Here is a 23934-nt window from a genome sequence, read left to right as displayed (position 1 = left end):
CCGGAAGTTAAGCTTCCCAGCGCCGATGGTACTGCACTCGGGAGGGTGTGGGAGAGTAGGTCACCGCCGCACAAAACATGCAAGAGGAGAAGGGGCCCGACCAATCCGGTCGGGCCCCTTTTTTGCGTTCCCCTAGACCACGTTCACTACGCGGCCGCCTCGCACGGTCGCCGTGGGCGTTCGGCCGCGTGTCCGATGCTTTGGGCACCACTCGCCCCGGTTCACGCGCCGCGTCCCTCTCGCCCTCTGCCGGGGCGTGGCGTGCCCCTTGAGCCTCGGCTCCCCGCCGCTTCGGCGTAGGGGCGGCGGGCGTACTTATCCGGTGGCGTTGCGGGGGGCGGCTATCAGGCCGTAGATGATTACTACGCAGAGGGCGATGCTGATGATGGACCAGACCGGGTAGGCGGGGACGAAGGCGAACTGGCCGATCATGGCCAGGGCGGCGAGGAAGACGCCGACCGCGCGGGCCCAGATTTGGCCTGCCATGATGCCGGCGCCGGCGGCGATCTGCAGGATGCCGACCGCGAGCCAGATCCAGCCCCAGGTGGTGTAGTCGAAGACGAGTAGGCGGCCGGCCGGGGTGATGAAGTAGTCGTTGCGGAACAGGGCGATCAGGCCTTCGATGGCGTTGAAGACGCCCAGCACGACGCCGAGCATCCCGGCGAAGGTCAGCCAGCCGGATTCCTGTCGGAAGGCTGGGCCGTGGTGCGTGGATGCAGTTGCCATGTCGGGATATATCCCCTGATGTGGGGAGAATGTGGGGAGATCTGGTTTATGGGTTGGGCAAAGGTATGGCTGGGCGGAGGATGAAGACGCCCCAGCCGAGGTACTGCCGGCCGTACTCGAGATGGGAGGTTCGGCATTGGCGGAGGAAGTCACGCATCGCGGAGGCTTCCGGGTCGTCGGGGTTGTCGCGGAGCCAGTCGCTGATCGTCCACCATTGGGAGGCGGTGTAGCGGTCCCAGCTGTCGGGGTTGGCCAGGATCATGTCGAGGAGTTCGAAGCCGGATCGCTCGATGCGTTCGGCGGTCGCGGCCAGTGAGACGCAGGTGTGGTTGTCGATGCCCAGAGCCGTGGCTGCTTCCGTGGGCGGCGTGGTGTTCCAGAAGATCTCGCCTACCAGGATCAGGCCGCCTGGGCGCAACAGCGGGCGCATGAGGTCCAAGGTGCCGGTGAGGCCGTTGCCGATCCAGGTGGCGCCTATGCAGGAGACGATGTCGTGGGCGCTCCGTTCGGCCTTTTCCTATTGCGTAGGTGGCGGCTTCTGAGTGGATGAATTGCACGTGGTCAGTGACGTTCAGCTCATTTGCGCGTTCGCGGGCGGCGGTGAGGAAGACCTCGCTGAGGTCGACGCCGGTGCCGTGTACGCCGTAACGGCTGGACCAACGGTTGAGCAGTTCGCCTTTGCCGCAGGCCAGGTCGAGGTGCCGGGCCCCTGGGCTGGGGTGACAGATTTCGCCGAGGAGATCGAGTTTGTCTTCGGTGAAAGGGTTGAGGATGCGGTTGCGGGCTTCGGCTATCTCGTATGCGCGTAGCGACATGCCGTCATCCTGGTGGAGCCGGTCTTTGGGGGCGACCGAATATCGGCCCGGGTCGGTGAACTGCTGGAGCTTGCTAGGCTGGAGGCGCCGGGCCACCCCACCACGGGTGGCCTTCTTCGCGTAAGACCCGCGGTGCGGGCAGCCACAGTGGACCGTTGGGTGAGACACGGGTCCGCTGAGTGAGCCAACGAAATGGACCAGAAGTGAACAGAGATAACGGATCGGACGGCGGACAGAGCGGGCGTGGCGACAGCCCCCGCGACGGAGACAAGCGCCCAGACGAAAACAGAGGCGGGTACGGCTCCCGCGACTCGCGCGGAAACCAGGGCGACCGTCCGTTCCGTTCCGACGACCGGGGACGGGAGGGTCGCCGGGAAGGCGGCTACGACCGCGGCCCCCGTCGGGATGACCGCGGGCCGCGACGAGAAGGCGGTTACGACCGCGGTCCTCGTCGTGAGGGTGGCTATGACCGTGGTCCTCGTCGTGAGGGTGGTTACGATCGTGGTCCTCGTCGTGAGGGCGGGTTCGATCGTGGTCCGCGCCGGGATGATGATCGTGGGCCCCAGCGTGGGGGCGGTTACGACCGTGGCCCGCGTCGTGAGGGCGATGCTCCGCGGCGGGCGTTCCCGGACCGGGATGAGCGTGGGTTCGCCGAGCGTCCGGACTTCGGGAGCGGCGGGCGGCGCGACGGTGGTTACGACCGTGGTCCGCGCCGGGATGATCGTGGTCCGCAGCGTGAGGGTGGTTACGACCGGGGACCTCGCCGCGACGATGATCGCGGGCCTCGTCGTGAAGGTGGGTATGACCGTGGTCCTCGTCGTGAGGGCGGTTACGGTGGTCCCCGCCGGGACGATCGCGGGCCGCGTGGAGACAGTGGGCCTCGCGATGATCGGGGCGGTTACGACCGCGGGCCGCGTCGCGAAGGCGGCTACGACCGTGGCCCCCGTCGTGAGGGTGGTTACGATCGCGGTCCCCGCCGTGAGGGCGGGTTCGACCGGGGACCTCGGCGCGACGATGATCGTGGGCCGCGTCGTGAGGGGGGCTACCGGGATGACCGGGGGCCCCGCCGTACCGACGGATTCCGTGACGAGCGGGACTCACGCGGCGAGGAGCGGCGTGACTCCGGCCCTGGCCGGCCGTTCTCGCGCGACGGCGACAGCGGGTCGCGGGCGCGCTTCGGCAAGCCAGAGCGGGAGGAGACGCGCGAGCGTGAGCCGCTGCCCGAGATGCCGGCGGACATCACCGCGGACGAGCTCGACCAGGAGGTACGCGACGAACTGCGCGCCTTGCCCGGCGACCTCGCGGATCTGGTGGCCAGGCATCTGGTCGCGGCCGAGCGGGCGCTTGGTGAGGACGATCCGGATCAGGCCTACGAGCACACCAAGGTCGGGCGGCGGTTCGCGGCCCGGATCGGGGTGGTGCGGGAGGCCGCCGGGATCGTGGCCTACCGGGCCGGGCATTTCGCCGAGGCGCTCAGCGATCTGCGGGCGGCGCGGCGGCTGACCGGGTCGGATGCGTACCTGCCGGTCATGGCGGACTGCGAGCGCGGGCTCGGGCGGCCTGAGCGGGCGCTTGACCTGGTGCGTTCGCCGGAAGCGGAGCGGCTTGACCGCGCCGGGCGGATCGAGCTGGCGATCGTGGAGTCCGGGGCCCGCCGGGACCTGGGGCAGCACGACGCCGCGGTCATCACGCTGCAGCGGCTTCCCGAACTGCGTGACCCGCAGGCGCGTCCCTGGTCAGGGCGGCTGGCGTTCGCCTACGCGGACGCGCTGGCCGAGGCCGGGCATGGCGAGGCGGCTACGGACTGGTTCGCGCGGGCCATGTCCTTCGACGAGGACGGCGAGACGGACGCGGCCGAGCGCTACGCGGAGCTGACCGGAGCGGTCATCGAGGACCTTGAGGAGGACGACGAGGACCTCGACGCCGACGCCGACGCCGAGACCGATGTCGAGGCCGAGGAGGTGTCCGACTCGGCGGCGTTCGCGGAGGCGGGTGACCTGCTGGGCGGCGACGAGCCCTTGGCCGTGGACGAGCCGGCGGCCGATGAGCCCGAGGCCGAGGTCGACGAGCCCATGGCTGCGGAGGAGCCCGCCGACGTTGTCGAGGAGGAGCCCGCGGCTGACGATGCCAAGGAGCCGGCCGAGGCGGTTGCCGAAGCGGTGCCTGAAGCCGAGACGGTGGCCGAAGCAGAGCCTGGGGCCGACAAGCCGGACGAGGAGGCCCCGGCCGCGGCCGGTATCACGCCCGCGTTCATCGAGCCGGACTTCGGTGACATCCTCGACGAGGCGCCTGAGCCCAAGGACGGCAAGACCGAGTCCTGACCTGCGGCGCCGCCCGCCGTACCGTGGAATTCTTCTGGGGTACGGCGGGCGGCGCCGTTACGGCGAGACGCGGTCGAGCCAGTGGAGGATGCCGGCGACGTTGGAGGCCGCGCCGCTGAGCAGTTCGAACTGCTCGGCCGTCTCGTCGTCGGCCTTGAGCGCGAGGTAGCGCTCCTTGGTGCGTTCGTGGACCATGGCGACGGCGTGATCCAGATCCATCCCCTCGGAACGGGCCTGGCGCGTCATGTCCACCCAGACGCGTAGTTCTTCCGCGGACCTCTCCAGAGTCTCCTGAACCGCCTCGACCGGTCCGTAGTGGCTGAACAGCAGCCGTTGCGGCCCCAGCGCCTCGAACAGCGCGATCGAGTTGAGTGCCGTTTCCAGGTCGAAGTCGGGCGGCGGGGTGGCGGGGCGGAGGTCGCCGGTCTCGGGGAGGTAGACCCCGGCCGCGTCGCCGACATAGAGGTCGCCGGTGCCCGAATCGACCAGTCCGACATGGTGTTTGGCGTGGCCGGGGGAGTAATGGCTGCTGAGCGTGCGGCCGTTGCCCAGGTCGATGGCGCCGGTGTCGCCGAGGGCGACGATGCGTTCGGCCTCGGTGGGGGTCAGCTCCCCGAACAGCGTGTCCAGCCGATCGCCCCACACCATCCGGGCACTGGCCATCAACCTCGACGGATCGGCCAGATGCCGCGCGCCCTTCTCGTGCACCACGATCTGCGCGGACGGGAAGTACTTCGCCATGTCCCCCACTCCGCCCGCGTGGTCGAGGTGGATATGCGTGACGACGACCGTCGCGAGGTCCTGCGGCCCCACGCCGAGCGAGGCCAGCGCGTCCCGCACGACCGGCGCGGAGGTCGAGGTGCCCGTTTCGACCAGGCATGGCCGGTCACCCAGGATCAGATAGCCTGCGGTGATCCCGGAGTATCCGGCCATCTTCGTGTCGATCTCGTACACGTCGCCGCCAAGGGCGGTGATGTTGTCCACAAGCACTCCCGAGTCGTTCACCACAATCCCCAGAACGGCGTTCGAGCCGATCCGGCCATGCCCTCATCGTAAAGAGTGATCTCGGCCAGTTCACCGACGAGGGAGGCCTGAGATGGACCACAACGACGTCCAGCTGACCGGCAAGCTGTCCGGCGCACCGGAGCACAGGGAGATGCCGAGCGGCGACACGCAGACGGCGTGGCGCCTGGTCGTCCGCCGCCCGCAGCCTCGGCCGCGCGCGGTCGTGGACACGATCCGGTGCGTGACGTACGACCCTGATATCACCGCGTTCGTTGAGGGCCTGGCGTCCGGCGACCGCATGGAGATCAGCGGCGCCATCCGCTGCCGCATCTACGGTCCGTCGCATGCCAAGGTCTGGCGCTACGAAGTCGAGGTCGCCTCGGCCACCCGGGCGGTCGTCCCCGAGGCCGGGGCGGTGGCCGCATGCTGAGCCGCCCCGGCCGGATCAGTCGGCGTCCAGCGTACGCAGCACCAGTCCCGTGCGCGGCTTCGGCCCGAACGACGTGGACTTGCGCGGCACCCGCTCACCCTCGGCCGCCACCGCGAGCACGTCGTCGACGGCCAGCGCGTTGAGGATCACCGCCGTGCCTCCGGTGGTGGCGGCCAGGTCCGCCGCGGCCTGCGCGTCGTGGTGCACGATCCGGACGTCGACCTCGTCGTCCCGCATGCCCCACACCCTGGGCATGACGAACTCCGTCAGGACGGAGGTGTTCAACGCGTTCCACCGCGCCGAGCGCTCGGCCGGCATGGCACGGGCGAACTGCACCGGATCCGGATCGGTCAGTAGATGGCCGCCACCTTCTCCGGCCAGCAGGAATGCCGGTTCGGGTGCTTCCCGCAGCGCCGCCAGCCCGGAGGGCAGGTCCGCGAAGTCCTGGACTCGCCACGCGCCCTTGGCACGGGCGGCCGCCTCTTCGAGAGGCAGTCCGGGGATGACACGGTGGATCGCCTTGAGGTCCGGTGGGTAGGCGTCGGAGTCGACGAGCAGGGCCAGCCCGAAGTCCCACGGGCCGGAGTCCTGGTCCTGCGTGCCGGACACCTGGTCGGTCTCGGCCGGGCTGGTCGCCGGTGCGGGGGTTGCGGGGGTGGTGGTACGGCGGGCGTGTTCGTTGCGCTGGAGTTCGCGGTAGGTGGCGTAGCGGTGATGGCCGTCGGCGATGAGCGCCTGGCGGTGGCGGAGGTCGGCGTTCACGGCGTCGATCTCGGCCCGGTCGGTGATGGCCCAGAGGCTGTGCCGTACGCCGTCGGTGGTCTGGGCGGTCACCAGGGGCCGGCGGGTGGTGGCGACCTCGTCGACCAGGCGGCTCGCCCTGCCCTGCCGGGCGGCCGAGCCGGACGTTCCGCTGCCTCGGTATCCGGCGGTCGGGGTGTCCTTGGGGTCTGAGTGTGTGCTTGGGGCTGCGGTGGGGTCGTTGCCGTTGTAGAGGAGGAGGATGGGTTCGAGGTTGGCCTGGGTGGTGCTCATGAGGGCCAGGCGGTCGGCTACGGGGCCGGGCATGACGTTCTCGTGGGGGAGGATGACGCGCTGCTCCGGGGCGGCCAGGCCGACGTCGCCGATCAGGCCGCGTTGCAGCATGCCCGGGGCCTGCTGCTCGTAGACGTACAGGGCCGGGCGGTCGTCACGGACCAGCACACCGTCCGCCAGCCAGGCGCGCAGGGCGTCTCGGGCTGCGCCGTACCGGCGGGCGGAGGGTGACGGGCGGTCTTGCGTCTCGGCCTGCGGGTGGGCCGTGGTGTGCTCGGCCGTCGGTGTGGCCTGCCTCGGGGCGTGGTTGTGCTCGTGATCGGTGGACTCACCGGCGTCCTGGCCTGTTCCCGATGCCTGGTCCGCCTCTTCGGGGTTGGGCGGTGTTCTGGGGTGTGGGCGGTGCGTGGGAGCTTGTCCAATGTCGTCGAGGCGTGCGGTGGCCGCGGGTCCATCGACGGTGGAGGCGCGAAGGGAGGCTTGGGCCGTGCCGGGCTGGACTGTGGTGTTCGCGCCGTGCTGCTCTGTGGCGTCCGTGGGCTGCGGGCTTTCGGCGTCCGTGTTGTGCGGGCTCGCGGAGGGCGGCTGGGGTGTGGCCTGGGGGGCGGACGTGTGAGGGACGGGGACGGGGGCCGGTGGCGGGGAGGCCAGGTGGGCGGGGGCGCGGGGAAGGATGAGGCGGACGACATTGTTGGGATGAGAGTCCAGGAGAGCTTGGACGTCGTCGTCCGAGATCAGGTCATAGGGCGGGGAGGTGACCGCCCCGGGGTCGTCCACGGAGAAGCGGACACCGCGGAAGGGGCGCAGCATTAGCCCATCTGGCACCGGTAGTTCAGGAGTCCCCATACCGGGCATGCTCCCATAGAGGTCCGAGTCTTCCCCGGGTTGCCCCCATATCCCGGCGATGCCCGTTCTCTCCGGGAATCGCGCGGAACTGCCGTCGTTCGATGAAGGAGCCCTCACGCATGATCCAAGGCAGAAACGTCCCTGATGATTCCCCCGGAGCGCCTTCGGGTGAGGTTTATGACTGGTACCAGCGTGGGGTGAAGCTTCTTCAGGAGGGCAGTCCGGCTGCTGCCGCGTCGCTTCTGGAACGTGCGGTGGCGGCTGAGCCGGAGTCGCGCAGCATTCGGGAGGCGTTGGCTCGGGCGCAGTTCAACTCGCGGCAGTACGTGCAGGCCGCGGATACCTTCCGGTGGATTGTGGATGCCAATCCGGCGGAGGATTACGCCTATTTTGGGCTTGGGCTGTCGTTGTGGCGTACCGGGGATATGGAGGCGGCTCAGGAGCCGCTGGCTATCGCTGTGGCCATGCGGCCGGATGAGCGTAACTATGTGACGGCATTGCGGAATGTGCGGGCGACGTTGCGGGCTCGGCGGGCTATGTGAGGGGTTCGGTGGCGTTCCGATTCTCTGGGCGGCTTGGCCGGCGGGGCTGGGCGTTGCGCGGGTGCTTGATGCGTGTGCGGGTGGCTGCCGATCTTCTGACGGGGTGGAGCTCCGCCGAAGGGAAGCTTGGGCTCTGTGCGTAGGGTTTTTGGGGTCTGCGCCTCTGGGTTTCGTGCTTGCGGGCTCTGTCGCTGACGGTTGCTGCCTTGTTCTTGGCATGGGCTCCGGGAGTTCGGGCCTTGGGCCCTGAACCTCGGGCTTCGGGTTTTGGGTTTCGCTCTTGGGCTTGTTCTTGGGTTTCGCCTTCGGTGCCGCTGTGATGCTCTCCTGTGTGCGGGCGGACAACTGGTTGTGGGTGGGTGAAGGCGCGGGGGTTAGAGTCGCTGGCGGTGTTGGTCGCGGGTTAGGGGATATGTGGTGCTGGTCGATAGGTACGACACCTTGCTGCTTGACCTTGATGGGGTTGTCTATCTGGGGGCTCATGCCGTGCCCGGGGCGGCTGAGTCGTTGGTGGCGGCCAAAGGGCGGGGGGTTCGGCTGGCTTATGTGACGAACAATGCTTCGCGTACTCCCGCTGCCATCGCGGGGCATCTCCGGGAGTTGGGGGTGCCCGCGGAGCCGGAGGATGTGGTCACTTCGGCGCAGGCGGCGGCTCGGTTGATCGCTGAGCGGTTCGAGCCCGGGGCGCGGGTGCTGGTGGTGGGTGGGACGGGGTTGCGGCTGGCCGTACGGGATCAGGGGCTTCGGGTGGTGACGACCGCGACGGACCAGCCTGTGGCGGTGGTGCAGGGGATCGCGGCCGGGTTGTCGTACGGGCTGCTGGCTGAGGGGGCTTTGGCGGTTCGGCAGGGGGCGCTGTTCGTGGCGTCCAATGGGGACAGCACGATGCCTTCCGGGCGGGGGGAACTGCCGGGTAACGGGGCTATGGTGCGGGTGATCGCCTCGGCGACCGGGGTTGAGCCTGTCTACGCGGGTAAGCCGGCGCCGCCGTTGCATCGGGAGTCGATGCTGCGGACGGGGGCCGAGCGGCCGCTCGTGGTGGGGGATCGGCTGGACACCGACATCGAGGGGGCCAGCAACGCGGGAGTGGACAGTCTGCTGGTGCTGACGGGGGTGGCGGGTCCGCTCGATGTGCTGACGGCCCCGCCCGAGCATCGGCCCACCTACGTCGCGGAGGATCTGCGGGCTCTGGGCGAGGACTATCCCGAGGTACGGCGGGGCTGGCGGGCCACCTGGGTCGACGGGAGCCTCCGCCTGGAGGGTGACGGGACGTGGATCGACGGGCTCCGGACGGCCTGCGAGGCGGCTTGGGCGGCGGCCGGGGCGGGGCGTGTGGATGAGGACAGCGTCAAGCCGGTGCTGGAACGCCTCCAGGCCGGCTGATACGGGGTAGCGGCGCGGATCCGGCCGACCGGGCTCGGGGGCTCCGGGGTGGACGGGCCGCGGTGGTGGGATGCCCGTAGGCGAGGCGAGACGCTGGGTGGGGGATCGGGTGCTGGGCGGGCCGCATTCGTGGCTGGTCGCAGGGGGTCCGAAGCGCTGCTGCGCTGGGCAATGTGGGTGGTCGAAGGCACCCCGGGGTCGAGGGCGTCGGGGCAGTGCGCCGGGTAAGAGGCCGGGCTGGGTGTTGGTTCAGGTGGGCGTTGGGGGTCGGGGTTGGGCGCCCGGGGGTGGTCGGGTTAGGCGGGGGTGGGGCGTTGGGGGGCCGTGGGGTGGGTGAGGGCGCCTTCGGGGGAGAAGAACAGGTGGTCGATGTGGTCCAAGGCCAGGCAGGCCGCCCCCAGAACCACGCATTCCTCGCCCAGCGTAGAAGGCCGGATCTCCGGTACGCGCAGGCAGTGCGGGGCCAGAGCGTGGCGTAGCGGGGCGAGGAGGACGTCGGCTGAGCGGGAGAAGCCGCCGCCCAGGACCACGACTTCGGGGTCGAGGGTGAGGACCATGGCCGCGGTGCCCAGGGCCAGGTCCCGGGCGTAGGCCTCGACGGCGGCGCGGGCGGTGGGGTCGCCGGTGCGGGCGGCGCCGAAGACGAGGGCGGCGGCGTCCTCCGCGGGGGCGCCGGCGGCGGCGGGGCAGGATTCCAGGTGGTCGGTCATGGTACTCCAACCGGTGATCTCCATCAGTCCCACCTCCCCGGTGGCGCCGCTGAAGCCGTGGTAGGGGCGCCCGTTGAGGATCAGGGCGGCGCCGGGGCGGCGGCCGGCGTGGAGGTAGACGAGGTCGCGTACGCCCGCGGCGACGCCGAGGCGTTGTTCGGCGAGGGCGGCGAGCTTGCTGTCGTTCTCGATGGTGATGGGGCAGGGCAGACGGGCACCGAGGTGGCCGATGAGGTCGGTGCCGGCCCAGTCGGGCAGCGCCTGGACGCGGGTGATGACGCCTTCGCGGTCGACGACGCCGACGGTGCCGGCGGCCACGCCCCACAGGTGGGCGGGGGTGAGGCCGGCGGCGATCAGGGCGGCGTCCATGGCTCTGTTCATGGCGTCGAGGCGCTGCTCGCGCGGGGTGCCGGGGCTGACGGAGGTGCGGCCGCTGGCGATGGCCCTGCCGTTGAGGTCGGTGATGGTGGCCAGGACCTTGTGCACGCCGATGTCGATGCCGAGGACGTGCCCGGCGTCGGAGCGGAAGCGGTAGCGGCGGGCGGGCCGGCCCATGCCGCCGGGGGAGGGTTCGACCTCGGCGATCCAGCCGCGTTCCTGCAGGTCGGTGACGACGTCGACGATGGAGCCGCGGGAGAGCCCGGTGTGGGCGGCGAGTTCGGTGAGGGTGAGCGGGCGGCGCGCGTCGCGCAGGGCGCGGATGCTGCTGAGCGAGTTCAGCTGCCGCAACCGCTGCAGGTCCCCACCGCTGACGTGCACGTCGATGCCTCCTTTTTGATGGAAACCTCATTATGTACGGCAAGCGACGTCTCTGCCACATCGAAACCTGGGGCTTGACCACGGCCGGTCATCCATGAATATTTATGGACTCCCACATAAGTCGCGGAGTGAAACACATCGATGACCGTAACCATCGCGATCGCCGGCGCCGGAGCGCGCGGGCAGATCTACGCCAGGGCGGCGGCCGCCTCCGGCCGGGCCAGGGTCGTGGCCGTGGCCGATCCCGATCCGGGGCGCCGCGCGGCCGTGGCCCGCGAGCACGGGCTGCCCGAGGAGGCCTGCTTCCCCGGCTGGGAGGAGCTGGCCGCGGTGCCGAAGCTGGCCGACGCGGTGGTCATCGCCACCCAGGACCACCAGCACGCCGATCCCGCCGTCGCCTTCGCCGCGCTCGGCTACGACATGCTGCTGGAAAAGCCCCTGGCTCCGACCGAGAAGGAGGCCCGCCGGATCGTCGAGGCGGTCGAGCGGGCCGGGGTCGTGTTCGCCGTGGGCCACGTGCTGCGCTACACGGCGTACACGAGAGAGCTGAAGCGCGTCCTGGCCTCCGGTGTGCTCGGCGAGATCGCCAGCGTGCAGCATCTGGAGCCGGTGGGGTGGTGGCACCAGGCGCACTCGTTCGTGCGCGGGGCGTGGCGCGACGTGGCCGGATCCGGCCCGATGCTGCTCACCAAGTCGTGCCATGACCTCGACTGGCTGCTGCACGTCGTCGAGGACGAGCCCGCCCGGGTCGCCTCCTTCGGCTCCCTGATCCACTTCCGTCCCGAGAACCGGCCGGCCGGCGCCGCCGACCGCTGCGTGTCGTGCCCGCTGGAGATCGAATCGGCCTGCCCGTACTCGGCGAAGCGGTTTTACATGGAGATGATCGGGGACCCGCACAAGGAGTTCTGGCCGCTCGGCGCGGTCACGGCGGACGCCAGCGTGGCCGGGGTCACGCGGGCCCTGGAGACGGGCCCGTACGGGCGCTGCGTCTACGCGGCCGACAACGACGTGGTCGACCAGCAGGTCGTGATCGTGGAGTTCGCCCGCGGCGCGACGGTCGCCTTCACCATGACCGCCTTCACCCCGCTCGAACACCGCAAGACCAGGATCTTCGGCTCGCACGGCTACGCCGAGGGCGACGGCGCCTCGATCAGGGTCGTCGACTTCCGCACCGGCCAGGAGCACACCGTCAAGGCCACGGGCGGCGGCGCCTCACTGTCCGACGGGCACGGCGGCGGGGACGGCGGCCTGGTGGAGGCGTTCCTGGACGCCGTGGCCACCCGGGACCAGAGCGCGCTCGGCGGCGACGCCACCGACGCGCTCGCCGGGCACCTGCTGGTGTGGGCGGCGGAACGGGCCCGCGAAACCGGCACGGTGGTGACCCTGTGACGCTCGTTCCGGCGCCGGTCTCCGCCGTCCCCGGGCAGGGCGTCTTCAGCCTGGGCCCGGCCACCACGCTCACCGCCGACCCCGCCCTGGCCCGCGCCGCCGCCTGGCTGCGCGAGGCGCTCGTCCCCGCCACCGGCTTACCCCTGCCGGAGGGCCCCGGCGGCATCGAGATGCGCCACGTGCCCGGCATGGCGGAGGAGGAGTACCGCCTCACCGCCACCCCCGGCCGCGTCCTCATCGAGGCCGCCACCGCACCGGGCGCCTTCTACGGCGCCCAGACCCTGCGCCAGCTTCTCGGCCCGGCCGCCTTCCGCGCCGGCCGTACCGCGCGCGGGCCGTGGCAGGTGCCCGCCGTCACGATCGAGGACCGTCCCCGGTACGGCTGGCGCGGCTGCCTGATCGACGTGGCCAGGCACTTCCTGCCCAAGCACGACCTGCTGCGCTACATCGACCTGCTGGCCGCCCACAAGCTGAACGTCCTGCACCTGCACCTGACCGACGACCAGGGCTGGCGGCTGCAGATCAGGAAGTACCCGAAGCTCACCGAGATCGGCGCCTGGCGCCACGAATCCCCGCTCGGCGCGAAAAAGCACCGCAGATGGGACGGCCGCCCGCACGGCGGCTACTACACCCAGGACGACATCCGGGAGATCGTCTCCTACGCGGCCGACCGTTTCGTCACCGTGGTGCCGGAGATCGACCTGCCCGGCCACACGCAGGCCGCCATCGCCGCCTACCCCGAGCTCGGCAACCTGGACACGACCCTGCCGGTACGCACCGAGTGGGGCGTCGGCGAGAACGTGCTCAACGTCGCCGACGCCACCATCGCCTTCTTCAAGGACGTCCTGGACGAGGTGCTGGAGCTCTTCCCCGGACCGTACGTGTGCGTGGGCGGCGACGAGGTGCCCAAGGGCCAGTGGAACGAGAGCGTCCCCGCCAAGGAGCGCATCCGCGAGCTGGACCTGCGCGACGCCGAGGAACTGCAGAGCTGGTTCGTCCGCCACTTCACCGACTACCTCATCGCCCGCGGCCGCAAGCCCGTCGGCTGGGACGAGCTGCTGGCGGGCGGGCTGCCGCCCGGACTGACGGTGGCCGCCTGGCGCGGGCAGGCGTGCGCGGCGATGGCCGCGCGGGCCGGCCACGACGTGGTGGTCTCGCCCTTCGCCGAGACCTATCTGGACTTCCGGCAGGCCGAGGGCGAGCAGGAGCCGGTCGCGATCGGCAGCGTGACCGGGCTGCGCGCCGTGCACGGGTTCGACCCGGTGCCGGCCGGGCTCTCGGCCGCCGAACGCGAGCGGGTGCTGGGCGCGCAGGCGGCGCTGTGGACCGAGCACATCGACTCGCCCCGGCTGCTGGACTACATGGCCTTCCCCCGCCTGGCCGCGTTCGCGGAGGCGGTATGGAACGACGGGCGCGACTTCGAGGACTTCCTCGGCCGCCTCGCCGTACACGAAAGGCGGCTGGACGCGCTGGGCGTGGAGTATCGCCCGGCCGGCGGGCCGCACCCCTGGCAACGGCGCCCCGACGCGCCGGGCCACCCACGAACCCGGGCGGAGATCGACGCAGAGCTCGCCGCCTGGACGGCCAACCTTCGATGGCCGTAGCCACACCCCCTGTTTGGAGAACGACCATGCGTAAGCGCCTGCCCATCGCCGGGCTGCTCGGACTGGCCCTGTTAGCTTCCGGCTGCGGCTCCAGCGAGCCCGAGAAGCCCGGAAAAATCGAGATCAGTTATGCGCTGTGGGAGAAGAACGACGCTCCCGCCGCCCAGAAGATCATCGACGCCTTCCAGAAGGCCAATCCCGGCGTCACGGTCAAGCTGGAGATCACCCCCTGGGACCAGTACTGGACCAAGCTCCAGACCGCCGCGGCCGGTGGATCGGCGCCCGACGTGTTCTGGATGAGCAGCCTCAACGTCCGCATGTACGCCAAGGGCGGCGTCATCGCCCCGGCCGACGAGAGCAAGACGACCGGCTTCACCCCGGCCACCGTCGCCGGATACCGCTACGACGGCAAGCTGTGGGCGCTGCCGTTCAGTGTGAGCCTGCCCGCGCTCTGGTACGACAAGAAGATCTTCGACGCCGCCGGCATGAAGTACCCGACCGCGGACTGGACCTGGGACGACGTCAAGGCCGCCGCCAAGAAGCTGACCGACCCGGCCAAGAAGCAGTGGGGCATCATGGCCCCGATGTGGGACCAGGGCGGGTTCTACAACACGATGATCCAGGCCGGCGGGCGCGTGCTGTCGGCCGACGGCAAGAAGTCCGGCTTCGACGAGGCCGGCTCCATCCAGGGCCTGGAGTTCTGGACCGACCTGATGAACAAGGACAAGGTCGCGCCGCAGGCCCAGGTCTACAACGACACCGAGCCGCTGCAACTGTTCCAGACGGGCAAGTACGGCATGTACTACGGCGGGTCCTGGTTCGCCGCCACCTTCGCCGCCAACCCCGAGGTGAAGTCCCGCGTCAACCTGGTCCCTCTGCCCAAGGGCCCGGTCCAGAAGGGCATGATCGTGGCCTCGCTGGCCAACGCGGTCTCGGCCAAGACCGAGCACCCGAAGGAGGCCGCCGCCTTCGCCGCCTTCTTCGCCTCTGAGGAGGGCCAGAAGATCTTCAGCGACGCGGGCGGCGCCTCGATCTCGGCCCGCGAGGGCACCCAGGACGGCTTCTACAAGGCCTACCCCGACTTCGACCTGAAGGGGCTGTTCGAGGGCTCGATGCCGCACGGCGTGGAGTACCCCGTGACGCTCGACACCGCGAAGTGGCAGGACGTGCAGCAGAAGCTGCTGGTCGACGCCTGGACGGGCAAGCGGCCGACGGCGGAGGTGGCCAAGGAGATCGCGGTCAAGATGAACGAGATCCTGGCCAAGGAATGAAAGGCAGGGAACGGCTCTGGGGTTATGCGCTGATCGCCCCGATGGCCCTCGGCCTGGCCGTGTTCTACGTCTGGCCGATCGCGCAGACGCTCTACCTCAGCTTCACCGAGTCAGGCGTGTTCGGCGGGCAGACCTGGGTCGGCCTGGACAACTTCACCGCGCTGGCCGCCGACGAGGAGATGAGGGGGGCGCTGGGCAACACGCTGCTGTACGCGGTGCTGGTGCTGGCGGGCGTGCCCCTGTCGATCGTGGTCGCGGCGCTGCTCAACGTACGCGGCCTGCGCGGGCTGGGCTTCTACCGGACGATCTACTTCCTGCCGGTGGTCACCATGCCCGCGGCCGTAGGCCTGACCTGGCGCTACCTGTACAACGGCGACTTCGGTCCGATCAACCAGCTCCTCGCGGCGGTCGGGATCGACGGCCCGTACTGGGTGGCCGACCCCGACGTGGCGATCTACGCCCTCGCCCTCGTCGGTATCTGGAGCTCCATCGGGTACAACGCGGTGCTGTTCCTGGCCGGGCTCCAGGGCATTCCCCGCCACTACTACGAGGCGGCCGAGATCGACGGGGCCGGGCGGCTGCGCCAGTTCTTCCGCATCACGCTGCCGCTGCTGACCCCGACCACCTTCTTCGTCCTCGTCATCACGCTGATCAACGCGCTGCAGGTCTTCGACCTCGTCTACCTCATCTTCGACCTCAAGAGCCCGGCGCTGCCCGGCGCCCGCACGATCGTCTACTTCTTCTTCGAGCAGGGCTTCCTGCAGAACCAGCGCGGCTACGCCGCCGCCATCGCCGTCGTGCTGCTCGGCCTGATCCTCGTGCTCACCGCGATCCAGTTCAGGCTGCAGAAGAGGTGGGTGCACTATGCGTAGGACCTGGCCCGCGCATGTGACGCTGATCGCCGGGGCGCTGGTCATGCTGGCGCCCTTCGCGTGGCAGCTCATCGTCTCCCTGCAGACGCTCAGCGACTCGCTGCGGGTGCCGCCGGTGCTCACGCCGTCGTGGCGGTGGGAGAACTTCACCGACGTGTTCAAGACGGTGCCGCTCGGGCGGCAGTTCCTCAACACGGTCGTGGTCACCGCCGCGGTCACGGCCGGGCAGTTGCTGTTGTGCTCGCTGGCCGCGTTCGCCTTCGCGCGGCTGCGCTTCCCCGGCCGGGGCGTCATCTTCATGGTGTTCCTGGCCGTGCTCATGGTGCCGCAGGAGCTGTTCCTGCTGCCCCGCTACGAGATCATGCAGGGTCTCGGCTGGCTCAACACGCTGCAGGCGCTCATCGCGCCCGGCGTGTTCGGCGCCTTCGGGACGTTCCTGCTGCGGCAGTTCTTCCTCACGCTGCCCACCGAACTCGACGAGGCCGCCCGCCTCGACGGCGCCAGCCCGCTGCAGATCTACTGGCACGTCATGCTCCCGCTGGTCAGGCCGGGGCTGCTGGCGCTCGGCCTGCTCAGCGTCATGTGGTCGTGGAGCAGCCTGCTGTGGCCCCTCGTCGTCAACACCGACCCCGAGCAGATGACGCTGGCCGCCGGGCTGGCCTCGCTCCGCGGACAGTTCCAGACCAACTTCCCGATCCTGTTCGCCGGATCGATCGTCGCCTCGCTGCCGGTCATCGTGCTCTTCGTGATCATGCAGCGCCAGCTCATCGCCGGAATCGCATTCACCGGAACGAAGGGTTAGATCCCCCATGCGTTTACCCCTGCTGATAGGCGCGGCCGCCCTTGTGGCGCTCACCGCACAGCCCGCCTCCGCCGCCGGGCGCCAGCCCGTCGACGTGCAACTGCTGTCCATCACCGACTTCCACGGCTACATCACCCCGCAGAACAACGCCGCCGACGGCACGATCAAGGACGGCGCGGGCAACACGCTGGTGGTGGGCGGCGCGCCGTACGTCTCGACCCACCTGAAGAATCTGCGGAACGGCAAGCGCAACACCGTCACCTTCACCACGGGCGACGACTTCAGCGGCTGGCCCGTGGAGGTCTCCCACCACGCCGACGAGCCGACCGTCGAGTTCCTGAACCGGATCGGCGTGCAGTTCACCGCGGCGGGCAACCACGAGTTCGACCGGTCGCTGGAGTTCACCCGCGACCACATGGGCAAGGGCAGGTGCTTCGGCGAGGTCGGCCTGGACAGCTGCTTCACCGACTCCTCCGGCAGGCGCTTCCCCGGCGCCCGCTTCGAGATCTCCTCGGCCAACATGACCCGCAAGGGCAGCACCCGCCCGGTGCTGGAGCCATTCGTGATCAAGCGCTTCCAGGGTGTGCCGGTGGGCTTCATCAACCTCACCACGCCCACGACGGTCGCCGGCTCGACCTCCTACCAGCCCACGCTGGACAACCTGCCGCTGGTGGAGACGGCCAACAAGTACGCCGCGATCCTCAAGCGGATGGGCGTGGAGGCCATCGTCGCCAACGTGCACGAGGGCGGCGCCGCCGGCCAGGACTTCAACGGCTGCGGGGCGACCAAGAGCGGCCCGATCTGGGACTTCGCCCGCGACGCCTCGCCCGACATCGACGCGATCGTCACCGGCCACTGGCACTGGTTCTTCAACTGCTCGCTGCCCGACCCGGCGGGCAACCTCCGCCCGGTCGTGGAGGCGGCCAACCACGGCCGGCTCATCAACGAGATCAACCTGAAGATCGACCGCCGCACCCGCGACGTGATCAGGCCGGCCACGACCGCGCGCAACCACCCCGTCACCCGCGACGTGCCCGCCGACCCCGAGATGGTCGCGATGGTCGACTACTGGAACGCCAAGGCCAAGGAGACCGGCGCCCGCCAGATCGGCACGCTGACCGGTGACGTGACCAGGGTGCGCGACGCCGACGGCGAGAGCACGCTGGGCAACCTCGCGGCCGACGCGGAGAAGGCCGCCTCCGACGGCGCCGACCTGGCTATGGTCGCGGTGGCGCCGGTGAAGGGCTCCAACTCGCTGCGCGGCGACCTCAAGGCCGGTCCCGTCACCTTCGCCCAGGCGTGGGCGGCGTGGGGCTACGCCAACCCGGTGCTGACCGTGTCGGTGAAGGGCGCCCAGATCGACCAGGCGCTTGAGCAGCAGTGGCAGACGCAGGCCAACGGGACGGTCCGGTTCGCCCCGCTGGCCGTATCAGGAAATGTCCGCTTCTCGTATGACGTGAGCAAGCCGGTCGGCGAGCGCGTCGAGAACGTGCTCATCGACGGCAAGCCGCTCGACCCGGCCCGCGGTTACCGTCTCGCCGCCCTGGCCTACACGCTGATCGGCGCCGACGGCTACACCGCCTTCACCGGCTACACCGACGCCGTGCGCGGGCCGCGCGACTACGAGGCCCTGCGCTCCTACCTCGGCACGGGCCCGGTGAACCCGCCCGCCCTGGACCGCGCCCAGCCGCTCCTCTAGGCGACGCGTTCGCTGGTCTGGCGTCCGAACTGCCACGCTCCCACCACGAGCAGCAGCGCGGACGCCGGCACCAGCGCCCCCATCGCCACCGGCAGCCCGGCGCTCCAGCCGTCCAGCATCAGCAGCCGCATCGCCTCGATCGCGTACGTGAGCGGGTTGGCCCGCGCCACGACCTGCATCCAACCGGGCATCGCGGTCAGCGGCACGAAGGCGTTGGACATGAACAGCAGCGGCAGCGAGGCGAACCCGGTGACCGCGAAGAACGTGCCGTGCGAGGGGACCGCGCAGGCCAGCGCCATGGCCGCCGCCGTCATCGCCAGCGTCAGCAGCGCCGCGGTGAGCAGGATCGCCAGCACACCGGGCAGGCCGGTGGCGGGCCGTACCCCGAGCAGGAGCGCGACGAGCAGGATGACCAGCACCTGCGCCGAGTTCATGCCCATCTGGAAGACGAAGCGCGAGACGATCAGCGAACTGCGCCTGATCGGCATGCTCATCAGCTTGTCGAGGTAGCCGGTCTCCTTGTCGAACAGCAGCGGCATCGCCGCGCTCACTCCGTTGCCGACGACGGTGAAGGCGATGATGCCGGGCACCGCGAAGGCGAGGTAGTCGGTGGTGCCCACGACCTCGGCGTTCATGGCACCGCCCAGCGAGCCGGCGAAGAACACCAGCCACACCGCCGGCTGGAGCACGCTGAACAACAGGTTCAGCCGCTCGCGCAGGGTCATCAGCAGCCAGCGCCGCGACAGCGCCAGCACCTCCTGGGCCCACATCACGCCGCCTCCTCACGCAGCGCGTGGCCGGTGTGGCGCAGGAAGACCTCGTCGAGGCTGTCCGCGCTGATCTCCGCCTTGAGCTCGGCCGGAGTGCCCGAGACGATCTCGCGGCCGTGGTCGATGATGGTCAGCCGGTCGCACAGGCGGTCGGCCTCGTCCATGTAGTTGGTGGCCAGCAGGACGGTCATGCCCTCCTGGCAGAGCTGCCTGATGTGGTCCCAGACGTGGTGGCGCGACTGCACGTCCAGGCCCAGCGTCGGCTCGTCGAGGATGAGCAGCTCGGGCCGGTGCAGCAGGCCGCAGGCCAGCTCCAGCCGCTTCTGCATGCCGCCCGAGTACGCCTGCACCAGGCGGTCGGCGTGGGCGCTCAGGCCGACGAGCTCCAGGACCTCCGCGGCCCTGGCCTTCACCCGCTTCCTGGGCACGTGGTAGAGGGCCGCCTCGATCTCGGTCTTCTCCCGGCCGGTGAGCATGTAGTAGCCCATCGGGGAGACCTGCTGCATGACGTAGCCGATGCGCAGGCGCACGTCGCCGGCCGCGCGTACCACGTCGAAGCCGCACACCCGCGCCGTGCCCGAGCTCGGCGGGAGCAGGGTGGCCAGCATTCTGATGGTCGTGGTCTTGCCGGCGCCGTTGGGACCCAGCAGGCCGACGACCTCGCCGGCGCCGGCCGTGAGGGTCAGCTGGTCAACCGCGGTGCTCTGCCCGAAGCGGCGGCTGAGCCGCTCCGCGTCGATGATCATTCCCATGGACGCACCTCAAGTACTTAACGGATGCGTTAAGCATATCAGAGCAACTTCCGCAGCCGCAGGAGGTCACCGAAGCTGGCGTCCACCTTGACCCGGCCGCCCAGCAGGGCCCTGGCCAGGTCGAGCTCACCTTCGACCAGCGCGATCAGATCGTCGCTCGTGATGGTCAGCTTCACGTCCGCCTCCTTGCCGTCGGCCGGAGGCACCTCCGTGAACGGATCCAGGCCGTCGTGGCTGAGCCGGCCGTAGAAGACGACGTCGAGGTCGGAAACACGGCAGCTGACCGTCCGCTCGACGACGTGCTTGGCGCGGTCCTCGTCGCTGATCTCGTCGAAATTGGCGACGAGCTTGGCCAGAGCGGCCCGGCACTCCTCGACGCTTGCCATGGATGCGCTTCCTTTCTCCCCACTGACACGGACCGTAGCGTTCCATACGACTGCATAACGTGTGACACGCCTGCCGAGGTGCCGGGTGTCGGTGCCAGGCGTTACGGTCGTGTCATGACTGAGATCCCGGAGGGGACGGGCGACGAACGGGTCGACGCCGTTCTCGCAGGTCTGGAACGTCTGTCCGGGCTGCCCGTGGGCGAGCACGCCGCCGTCTACGACGACGCGTTCGCCGGGCTGGAGGAGACCCTCGCCGCGATGGACGAGCAGTGAGCCGACGCGTCCGGCTCGACAGCGAGCTCGTACGGCGCGGCCTGGCCCGCTCCCGCGAACAGGCGGCCCAGCTCATCGAAGCCGGCCGGGTCAGCGTCGGCGGACAGGTCGCCGGCAAGGCGGCCACCCAGGTCGACACCGCCGCCGCCATCGTCGTGGCCGAGTCGCCCGACGGCCCCGACTACGTCTCGCGCGGCGCGCACAAACTGCTCGGCGCGCTGGAGGCCTTCAAGGCCCTGAGCGTCGAGGGCCGCCGCTGCCTCGACGCCGGCGCCTCCACCGGAGGCTTCACCGACGTGCTGCTGCGCCACGGCGCCGCCCACGTCCTGGCCGTGGACGTCGGCTACGGCCAGCTCGCCTGGTCGCTGCGGACCGACGAGCGGGTCACCGTCATGGAACGCGTCAACGTGCGCGACCTGACGCCGGAGATGGTCGGCGAGGCCCCCACACTGATCGTCGGCGACCTGTCGTTCATCTCGCTGCGGCTGGTGCTGCCCGCGCTCGCCGCCGTGGCCGCGCCGGCCGCCGACTTCGTCATGCTGGTCAAGCCGCAGTTCGAGGTGGGCAAGGAGCGCGTCGGCGCCGGCGGCGTGGTGCGCGAGCCCGCGCTGCGCGCGCAGGCGGTCCGCGACGCCGCCGCCAAGGCACAGGACATAGGTTTGGCGGTGCGCGGCGTCACGGCCAGCCCGCTGCCGGGACCGTCGGGAAATGTCGAATACCTGCTCTGGCTGGGCAAGGGGGAGGGCGAGCCGCCGGTCGCCGGGCTCCTCGACCTCGACGCCGAGATCCAGCGCGCCGTAGAAGAAGGGCCCCAATGAACCGGACCGTTCTGGTCACCGTGCACACCGGGCGCGGCGCCGCCGTCGACAGCGCCCGCCTTGTCGTCAACCGCCTGGTCGACGCCGGGATCACCGTGCGCGTGCTGGAGCAGGAGGCCGTGGAGATCGGGTGCGTCGGCGCCGAGGTGGTGCCGTGCGACCCCGGCGCGGCCAAGGACGCCGAGGTGATGATCGTCCTGGGCGGCGACGGCTCGCTGCTGCGCTCGGCCGAACTGGCCCGCTCGGCCGGCACCCCGCTGTTCGGCGTCAACCTCGGCCACGTGGGCTTCCTGGCCGAGGCCGAGGTCGACGACCTGGCCGCCGCCGTCGACAGCGTCGTCGCCGGGAACTACGACGTCGAGGAGCGCATGACCATCGACGTGCTCGCCCGGCTCAACGGCCAGGTGATCGCCGACACGTGGGCGCTCAACGAGGCCACCGTCGAAAAGCGCGAGCGCATGCTGGAGGTCGTGGCCGAGGTCGACGGCCGCCCGCTGTCGCGCTGGGGCTGCGACGGCGTCATCTGCGCCACCCCGACCGGCTCCACTGCCTACGCCTTCTCCGCCGGCGGCCCGGTGGTCTGGCCGGAGGTGGAGGCGCTGCTCATGGTGCCGATCAGCGCCCACGCGCTGTTCGCCAAGCCCCTGGTCGTCTCGCCGCGCGCGACCCACGCCGTCGAGATCCTGCCCGGCACGCCGGGCGGCGTGCTCTGGTGCGACGGCCGCCGCCGCTTCGACCTGCCGACCGGCACCCGCGTCGAGGTCCGCCGCGGCGAGCACCCGGTGCGCGTGGCCCGCCTGCACGGCATCGAGAGCACCGGCGCGCCGTTCACCGACAGGCTGGTCGCCAAGTTCGAACTTCCCGTGCAGGGGTGGCGCGGAAGGGTGCGTCCCTGAGTCAATTGGCTCAGGAGCGCGTAGGATCGCTTGCGCACGTGTGTTCGGACAGTGGGCTCCGAAGCCGGGTGCGACCGTAAACGCAGGCAGCGACAGGAGTGGCCGGTGCGACCCAGGGTCGAAGAGGTCCGCATCCAGGGGCTGGGTGTCATCGACGAGGCCGTTCTCGAGCTCTCGCCGGGATTCAACGTGGTCACGGGCGAGACCGGAGCGGGCAAGACCATGGTCGTCACCGGGCTCGGCCTGCTGTTCGGCGGCCGTGCCGACCCCTCGCGCATCCGTCCGGGCTCCGACAAGGCGACCGTCGAGGGCACGCTGGTCATCGAGGCCGGCGGCCGCGTCGGCCAGCAGGTCGAGGACATCGGCGGCGAGGTCGAGGACGGCGAGCTGATCATCTCGCGCACCGTCTCCGCCGAGGGCCGCTCGCGCGCCTGGCTGGGCGGGCGCACCGTCCCCGTCGGCACGCTCACCTACCTGGCCGACGACCTGGTGGCCGTCCACGGGCAGATGGACCAGCAGCGCCTCCTGCAGCCGGCCAGGCAGCGCGCCGCGCTCGACCGGTATGCGGGGGACGATCTGGTCAAGCCGCTGCGGGCGTACTCGCAGGCGTACAAGCGGCACAAGCAGGTGGCCGCGCTGCTGGAGGAGCTGACGACCCGGGCGCGCGAGCGCGCCCAGGAGGCCCACCTGCTGCGCTTCGGCCTGGAGGAGATCGAGAAGGTCGACCCCAAGCCCGGCGAGGACGTGGAGCTGCGCGCGGAGGAGGAGCGGCTCTCCCACGCCGACGCGCTGCGCACCGCGGCCACCGGCGCCCACACGGCGCTGCTCGGCGACCCGATGGAGTCCGCAGACGGCACCCACGACGTGATCTCGCTGCTGGGCGAGGCCCGCTCGGCGGTCGAGGGTGTGCGCGACTTCGACCCGCAGCTCGCCCAGGTGGCCGACCGGCTGGCCGAGGCGGGCTACCTCATCTCCGACGTGGCCACCGACCTGGCCGCCTACGCCGAGTCGATCGAGGCCGACCCGGCCAGGCTGGCGATCGTGCAGGAGCGCCGCTCGCTGCTGACCGGCCTGATCCGCAAGTACGCCGAGGACAGCGCCGGCGTGCTGGCCTGGGCGCAGCAGTCCTCGGCGCGCCTGACCGAGCTCGAGGGCGACGACGAACGCATCGACGAGCTCACCCGCGAGCTCGACGAGCTGACCGAGCGGCTCACCGAGCTGGCCGCCGAGCTGACCAAGGTGCGCGAGGCCGCCGCCGAGCGCTTCGGCGAGGCCGTCACCGAGGAGCTCACCGCGCTGGCCATGCCGCACGCCCGCGTGGTCGTGCAGCTCGCCCAGAGCGCCGAGTTCGGCCCCGAGGGCGTCGACGAGGTCGAGCTGCGCATGGCCGCGCACCCGGCCGCGCCGCCGCTGCCCCTGAACAAGGGCGCCTCGGGCGGCGAGCTCAGCCGCGTCATGCTCGCCATCGAGGTCGTCTTCGCCGGCGCCGACCCCGTGCCCACCTTCGTCTTCGACGAGGTCGACGCGGGCGTGGGCGGCAAGGCCGCGGTCGAGATCGGCCGCCGCCTGGCCAGGCTCGCCCGCACCGCTCAGGTTATCGTCGTCACCCACCTGCCGCAGGTGGCCGCCTTCGCCGACCAGCACCTCGTCGTGGAGAAGGCCAGCGACGGCAGCGTGGTGCGCAGCGGCGTGCTCACGCTCAACCACGAGGGCCGGGTACGCGAGCTTTCGCGCATGCTGGCGGGCCTGGAAGATTCCGAGCTGGGCAGGGCCCATGCGGAAGAATTGCTGGGGCTCGCCGCTGCCGACTCTGCGTGACATATCAGACAC

The 23934-nt window shown here is 70.5% G+C and carries 22 protein-coding genes; 14 read left to right on the top strand and 8 right to left on the bottom strand.

Annotated features, from left to right (window positions below; genetic code table 11):
- Positions 1 to 315: 315 nt before the first annotated feature.
- The gene (locus ACFWYW_RS46410) at positions 316 to 726 is read right to left on the bottom strand and encodes a hypothetical protein (protein WP_379628260.1); all 411 of its coding nucleotides are present in this window, start codon (positions 724 to 726) and stop codon (positions 316 to 318) included.
- A 149-nt stretch (positions 727 to 875) separates the two neighbouring features.
- Positions 876 to 1397: an SAM-dependent methyltransferase gene (locus tag ACFWYW_RS46405; RefSeq protein ID WP_379628264.1), complete on the bottom strand. Its 522-nt coding sequence runs from the start codon at positions 1395 to 1397 to the stop codon at positions 876 to 878.
- A 1370-nt stretch (positions 1398 to 2767) separates the two neighbouring features.
- Here ACFWYW_RS46405 and ACFWYW_RS46400 point away from each other — a divergent pair.
- The gene (locus ACFWYW_RS46400; RefSeq protein ID WP_379617547.1) at positions 2768 to 3862 is read left to right on the top strand and encodes a hypothetical protein; all 1095 of its coding nucleotides are present in this window, start codon (positions 2768 to 2770) and stop codon (positions 3860 to 3862) included.
- A gap of 57 nt (positions 3863 to 3919) precedes the next feature.
- On the opposite strand, the gene ACFWYW_RS46395 is transcribed toward ACFWYW_RS46400, so the two are convergent.
- Positions 3920 to 4846 (bottom strand): MBL fold metallo-hydrolase, encoded by a 927-nt coding sequence (locus ACFWYW_RS46395; protein ID WP_379617549.1) that lies wholly within the window; start codon positions 4844 to 4846, stop codon positions 3920 to 3922.
- A gap of 112 nt (positions 4847 to 4958) precedes the next feature.
- Between ACFWYW_RS46395 and ACFWYW_RS46390 the strand changes: the two genes are divergently transcribed.
- Positions 4959 to 5297, top strand: a complete 339-nt coding sequence (locus ACFWYW_RS46390) for a single-stranded DNA-binding protein (protein ID WP_379617551.1) — start codon at positions 4959 to 4961, stop codon at positions 5295 to 5297.
- Positions 5298 to 5312: 15 nt separating this feature from the next.
- On the opposite strand, the gene ACFWYW_RS46385 is transcribed toward ACFWYW_RS46390, so the two are convergent.
- The gene (locus ACFWYW_RS46385) at positions 5313 to 7142 is read right to left on the bottom strand and encodes a DUF1015 family protein (RefSeq protein ID WP_379617553.1); all 1830 of its coding nucleotides are present in this window, start codon (positions 7140 to 7142) and stop codon (positions 5313 to 5315) included.
- 155 nt (positions 7143 to 7297) lie between these two features.
- On the opposite strand from ACFWYW_RS46385, the gene ACFWYW_RS46380 reads away from it, so the two are divergent.
- Positions 7298 to 7720, top strand: coding sequence for a tetratricopeptide repeat protein (locus ACFWYW_RS46380; protein ID WP_379617555.1), 423 nt, complete (start codon positions 7298 to 7300; stop codon positions 7718 to 7720).
- 417 nt (positions 7721 to 8137) lie between these two features.
- Positions 8138 to 9103 (top strand): HAD-IIA family hydrolase, encoded by a 966-nt coding sequence (locus ACFWYW_RS46375; RefSeq protein WP_379617557.1) that lies wholly within the window; start codon positions 8138 to 8140, stop codon positions 9101 to 9103.
- Positions 9104 to 9399: 296 nt separating this feature from the next.
- Here ACFWYW_RS46375 and ACFWYW_RS46370 read toward each other — a convergent pair whose 3' ends face one another.
- A complete protein-coding gene (locus ACFWYW_RS46370; RefSeq protein ID WP_379617559.1) occupies positions 9400 to 10572 on the bottom strand; it encodes an ROK family protein in 1173 nt (390 codons plus the stop codon).
- 141 nt (positions 10573 to 10713) lie between these two features.
- Between ACFWYW_RS46370 and ACFWYW_RS46365 the strand changes: the two genes are divergently transcribed.
- From ACFWYW_RS46365 to ACFWYW_RS46340, 6 genes are read left to right on the top strand one after another with little or no spacing between them, the layout of a single operon-like run.
- Positions 10714 to 11961 (top strand): Gfo/Idh/MocA family protein, encoded by a 1248-nt coding sequence (locus ACFWYW_RS46365; RefSeq protein WP_379617561.1) that lies wholly within the window; start codon positions 10714 to 10716, stop codon positions 11959 to 11961.
- Positions 11958 to 13565, top strand: a complete 1608-nt coding sequence (locus ACFWYW_RS46360) for a beta-N-acetylhexosaminidase (protein ID WP_379617563.1) — start codon at positions 11958 to 11960, stop codon at positions 13563 to 13565. Before ACFWYW_RS46365 ends, ACFWYW_RS46360 begins: the two co-directional genes overlap by 4 nt.
- 26 nt (positions 13566 to 13591) lie before the next feature.
- On the top strand, positions 13592 to 14836 hold the full coding sequence (locus ACFWYW_RS46355) for an ABC transporter substrate-binding protein (protein WP_379617565.1): 1245 nt from the start codon (positions 13592 to 13594) through the stop codon (positions 14834 to 14836).
- Positions 14833 to 15708, top strand: a complete 876-nt coding sequence (locus ACFWYW_RS46350) for a carbohydrate ABC transporter permease (protein WP_379617567.1) — start codon at positions 14833 to 14835, stop codon at positions 15706 to 15708. The genes ACFWYW_RS46355 and ACFWYW_RS46350 overlap by 4 nt, the downstream gene beginning before the upstream one ends.
- Positions 15701 to 16510, top strand: coding sequence for a carbohydrate ABC transporter permease (locus ACFWYW_RS46345; protein WP_379617569.1), 810 nt, complete (start codon positions 15701 to 15703; stop codon positions 16508 to 16510). Before ACFWYW_RS46350 ends, ACFWYW_RS46345 begins: the two co-directional genes overlap by 8 nt.
- Positions 16511 to 16517: 7 nt before the next feature.
- Positions 16518 to 18209, top strand: coding sequence for a bifunctional metallophosphatase/5'-nucleotidase (locus ACFWYW_RS46340; RefSeq protein ID WP_379617571.1), 1692 nt, complete (start codon positions 16518 to 16520; stop codon positions 18207 to 18209).
- Here ACFWYW_RS46340 and ACFWYW_RS46335 read toward each other — a convergent pair.
- The 3 genes from ACFWYW_RS46335 to ACFWYW_RS46325 are packed head-to-tail and all read right to left on the bottom strand — an operon-like array spanning position 18206 to position 20117.
- Positions 18206 to 18979 (bottom strand): ABC transporter permease, encoded by a 774-nt coding sequence (locus tag ACFWYW_RS46335; RefSeq protein ID WP_379617782.1) that lies wholly within the window; start codon positions 18977 to 18979, stop codon positions 18206 to 18208. The two genes, ACFWYW_RS46340 and ACFWYW_RS46335, sit on opposite strands and share 4 nt — an antisense overlap.
- Positions 18979 to 19731, bottom strand: coding sequence for an ABC transporter ATP-binding protein (locus ACFWYW_RS46330; protein ID WP_379617573.1), 753 nt, complete (start codon positions 19729 to 19731; stop codon positions 18979 to 18981). Before ACFWYW_RS46330 ends, ACFWYW_RS46335 begins: the two co-directional genes overlap by 1 nt.
- A 38-nt stretch (positions 19732 to 19769) precedes the next feature.
- Positions 19770 to 20117: an SCP2 sterol-binding domain-containing protein gene (locus ACFWYW_RS46325; protein WP_379617575.1), complete on the bottom strand. Its 348-nt coding sequence runs from the start codon at positions 20115 to 20117 to the stop codon at positions 19770 to 19772.
- A 114-nt stretch (positions 20118 to 20231) separates the two neighbouring features.
- Between ACFWYW_RS46325 and ACFWYW_RS46320 the strand changes: the two genes are divergently transcribed.
- From ACFWYW_RS46320 to recN, 4 genes are all read left to right on the top strand, one after another.
- Positions 20232 to 20390 (top strand): hypothetical protein, encoded by a 159-nt coding sequence (locus ACFWYW_RS46320; protein ID WP_379617577.1) that lies wholly within the window; start codon positions 20232 to 20234, stop codon positions 20388 to 20390.
- A complete protein-coding gene (locus tag ACFWYW_RS46315; RefSeq protein WP_379617579.1) occupies positions 20387 to 21208 on the top strand; it encodes a TlyA family RNA methyltransferase in 822 nt (273 codons plus the stop codon). The genes ACFWYW_RS46320 and ACFWYW_RS46315 overlap by 4 nt, the downstream gene beginning before the upstream one ends.
- Positions 21205 to 22104: an NAD kinase gene (locus ACFWYW_RS46310; RefSeq protein ID WP_379641285.1), complete on the top strand. Its 900-nt coding sequence runs from the start codon at positions 21205 to 21207 to the stop codon at positions 22102 to 22104. The genes ACFWYW_RS46315 and ACFWYW_RS46310 overlap by 4 nt, the downstream gene beginning before the upstream one ends.
- 105 nt (positions 22105 to 22209) lie before the next feature.
- On the top strand, positions 22210 to 23922 hold the full coding sequence (gene recN, locus ACFWYW_RS46305) for a DNA repair protein RecN (RefSeq protein WP_379617583.1): 1713 nt from the start codon (positions 22210 to 22212) through the stop codon (positions 23920 to 23922).
- Positions 23923 to 23934 lie beyond the last annotated feature (12 nt).

Origin of the sequence: Nonomuraea sp. NPDC059023, from assembly GCF_042740095.1 — a bacterium.
Classification (GTDB): Bacteria; Actinomycetota; Actinomycetes; order Streptosporangiales; family Streptosporangiaceae; genus Nonomuraea.
Note: the sequence above shows the minus strand (reverse complement) of the source record. Positions and strands in the feature narration are given on the sequence as shown.

Coding starts and splice junctions, on each gene's coding strand:
- ACFWYW_RS46410 (WP_379628260.1), bottom strand. CDS start 726: ATGGCAACTGCATCCACGCACCACGGCCCAGCCTTCCGACAGGAATCC.
- ACFWYW_RS46385 (WP_379617553.1), bottom strand. CDS start 7,142: ATGCTGCGCCCCTTCCGCGGTGTCCGCTTCTCCGTGGACGACCCCGGG.
- ACFWYW_RS46345 (WP_379617569.1), top strand. CDS start 15,701: ATGCGTAGGACCTGGCCCGCGCATGTGACGCTGATCGCCGGGGCGCTG.
- ACFWYW_RS46380 (WP_379617555.1), top strand. CDS start 7,298: ATGATCCAAGGCAGAAACGTCCCTGATGATTCCCCCGGAGCGCCTTCG.
- ACFWYW_RS46330 (WP_379617573.1), bottom strand. CDS start 19,731: ATGGGAATGATCATCGACGCGGAGCGGCTCAGCCGCCGCTTCGGGCAG.
- ACFWYW_RS46320 (WP_379617577.1), top strand. CDS start 20,232: ATGACTGAGATCCCGGAGGGGACGGGCGACGAACGGGTCGACGCCGTT.
- ACFWYW_RS46365 (WP_379617561.1), top strand. CDS start 10,714: ATGACCGTAACCATCGCGATCGCCGGCGCCGGAGCGCGCGGGCAGATC.
- ACFWYW_RS46350 (WP_379617567.1), top strand. CDS start 14,833: ATGAAAGGCAGGGAACGGCTCTGGGGTTATGCGCTGATCGCCCCGATG.
- ACFWYW_RS46340 (WP_379617571.1), top strand. CDS start 16,518: ATGCGTTTACCCCTGCTGATAGGCGCGGCCGCCCTTGTGGCGCTCACC.
- ACFWYW_RS46390 (WP_379617551.1), top strand. CDS start 4,959: ATGGACCACAACGACGTCCAGCTGACCGGCAAGCTGTCCGGCGCACCG.
- ACFWYW_RS46325 (WP_379617575.1), bottom strand. CDS start 20,117: ATGGCAAGCGTCGAGGAGTGCCGGGCCGCTCTGGCCAAGCTCGTCGCC.
- ACFWYW_RS46335 (WP_379617782.1), bottom strand. CDS start 18,979: ATGTGGGCCCAGGAGGTGCTGGCGCTGTCGCGGCGCTGGCTGCTGATG.
- ACFWYW_RS46310 (WP_379641285.1), top strand. CDS start 21,205: ATGAACCGGACCGTTCTGGTCACCGTGCACACCGGGCGCGGCGCCGCC.
- ACFWYW_RS46400 (WP_379617547.1), top strand. CDS start 2,768: ATGCCGGCGGACATCACCGCGGACGAGCTCGACCAGGAGGTACGCGAC.
- ACFWYW_RS46355 (WP_379617565.1), top strand. CDS start 13,592: ATGCGTAAGCGCCTGCCCATCGCCGGGCTGCTCGGACTGGCCCTGTTA.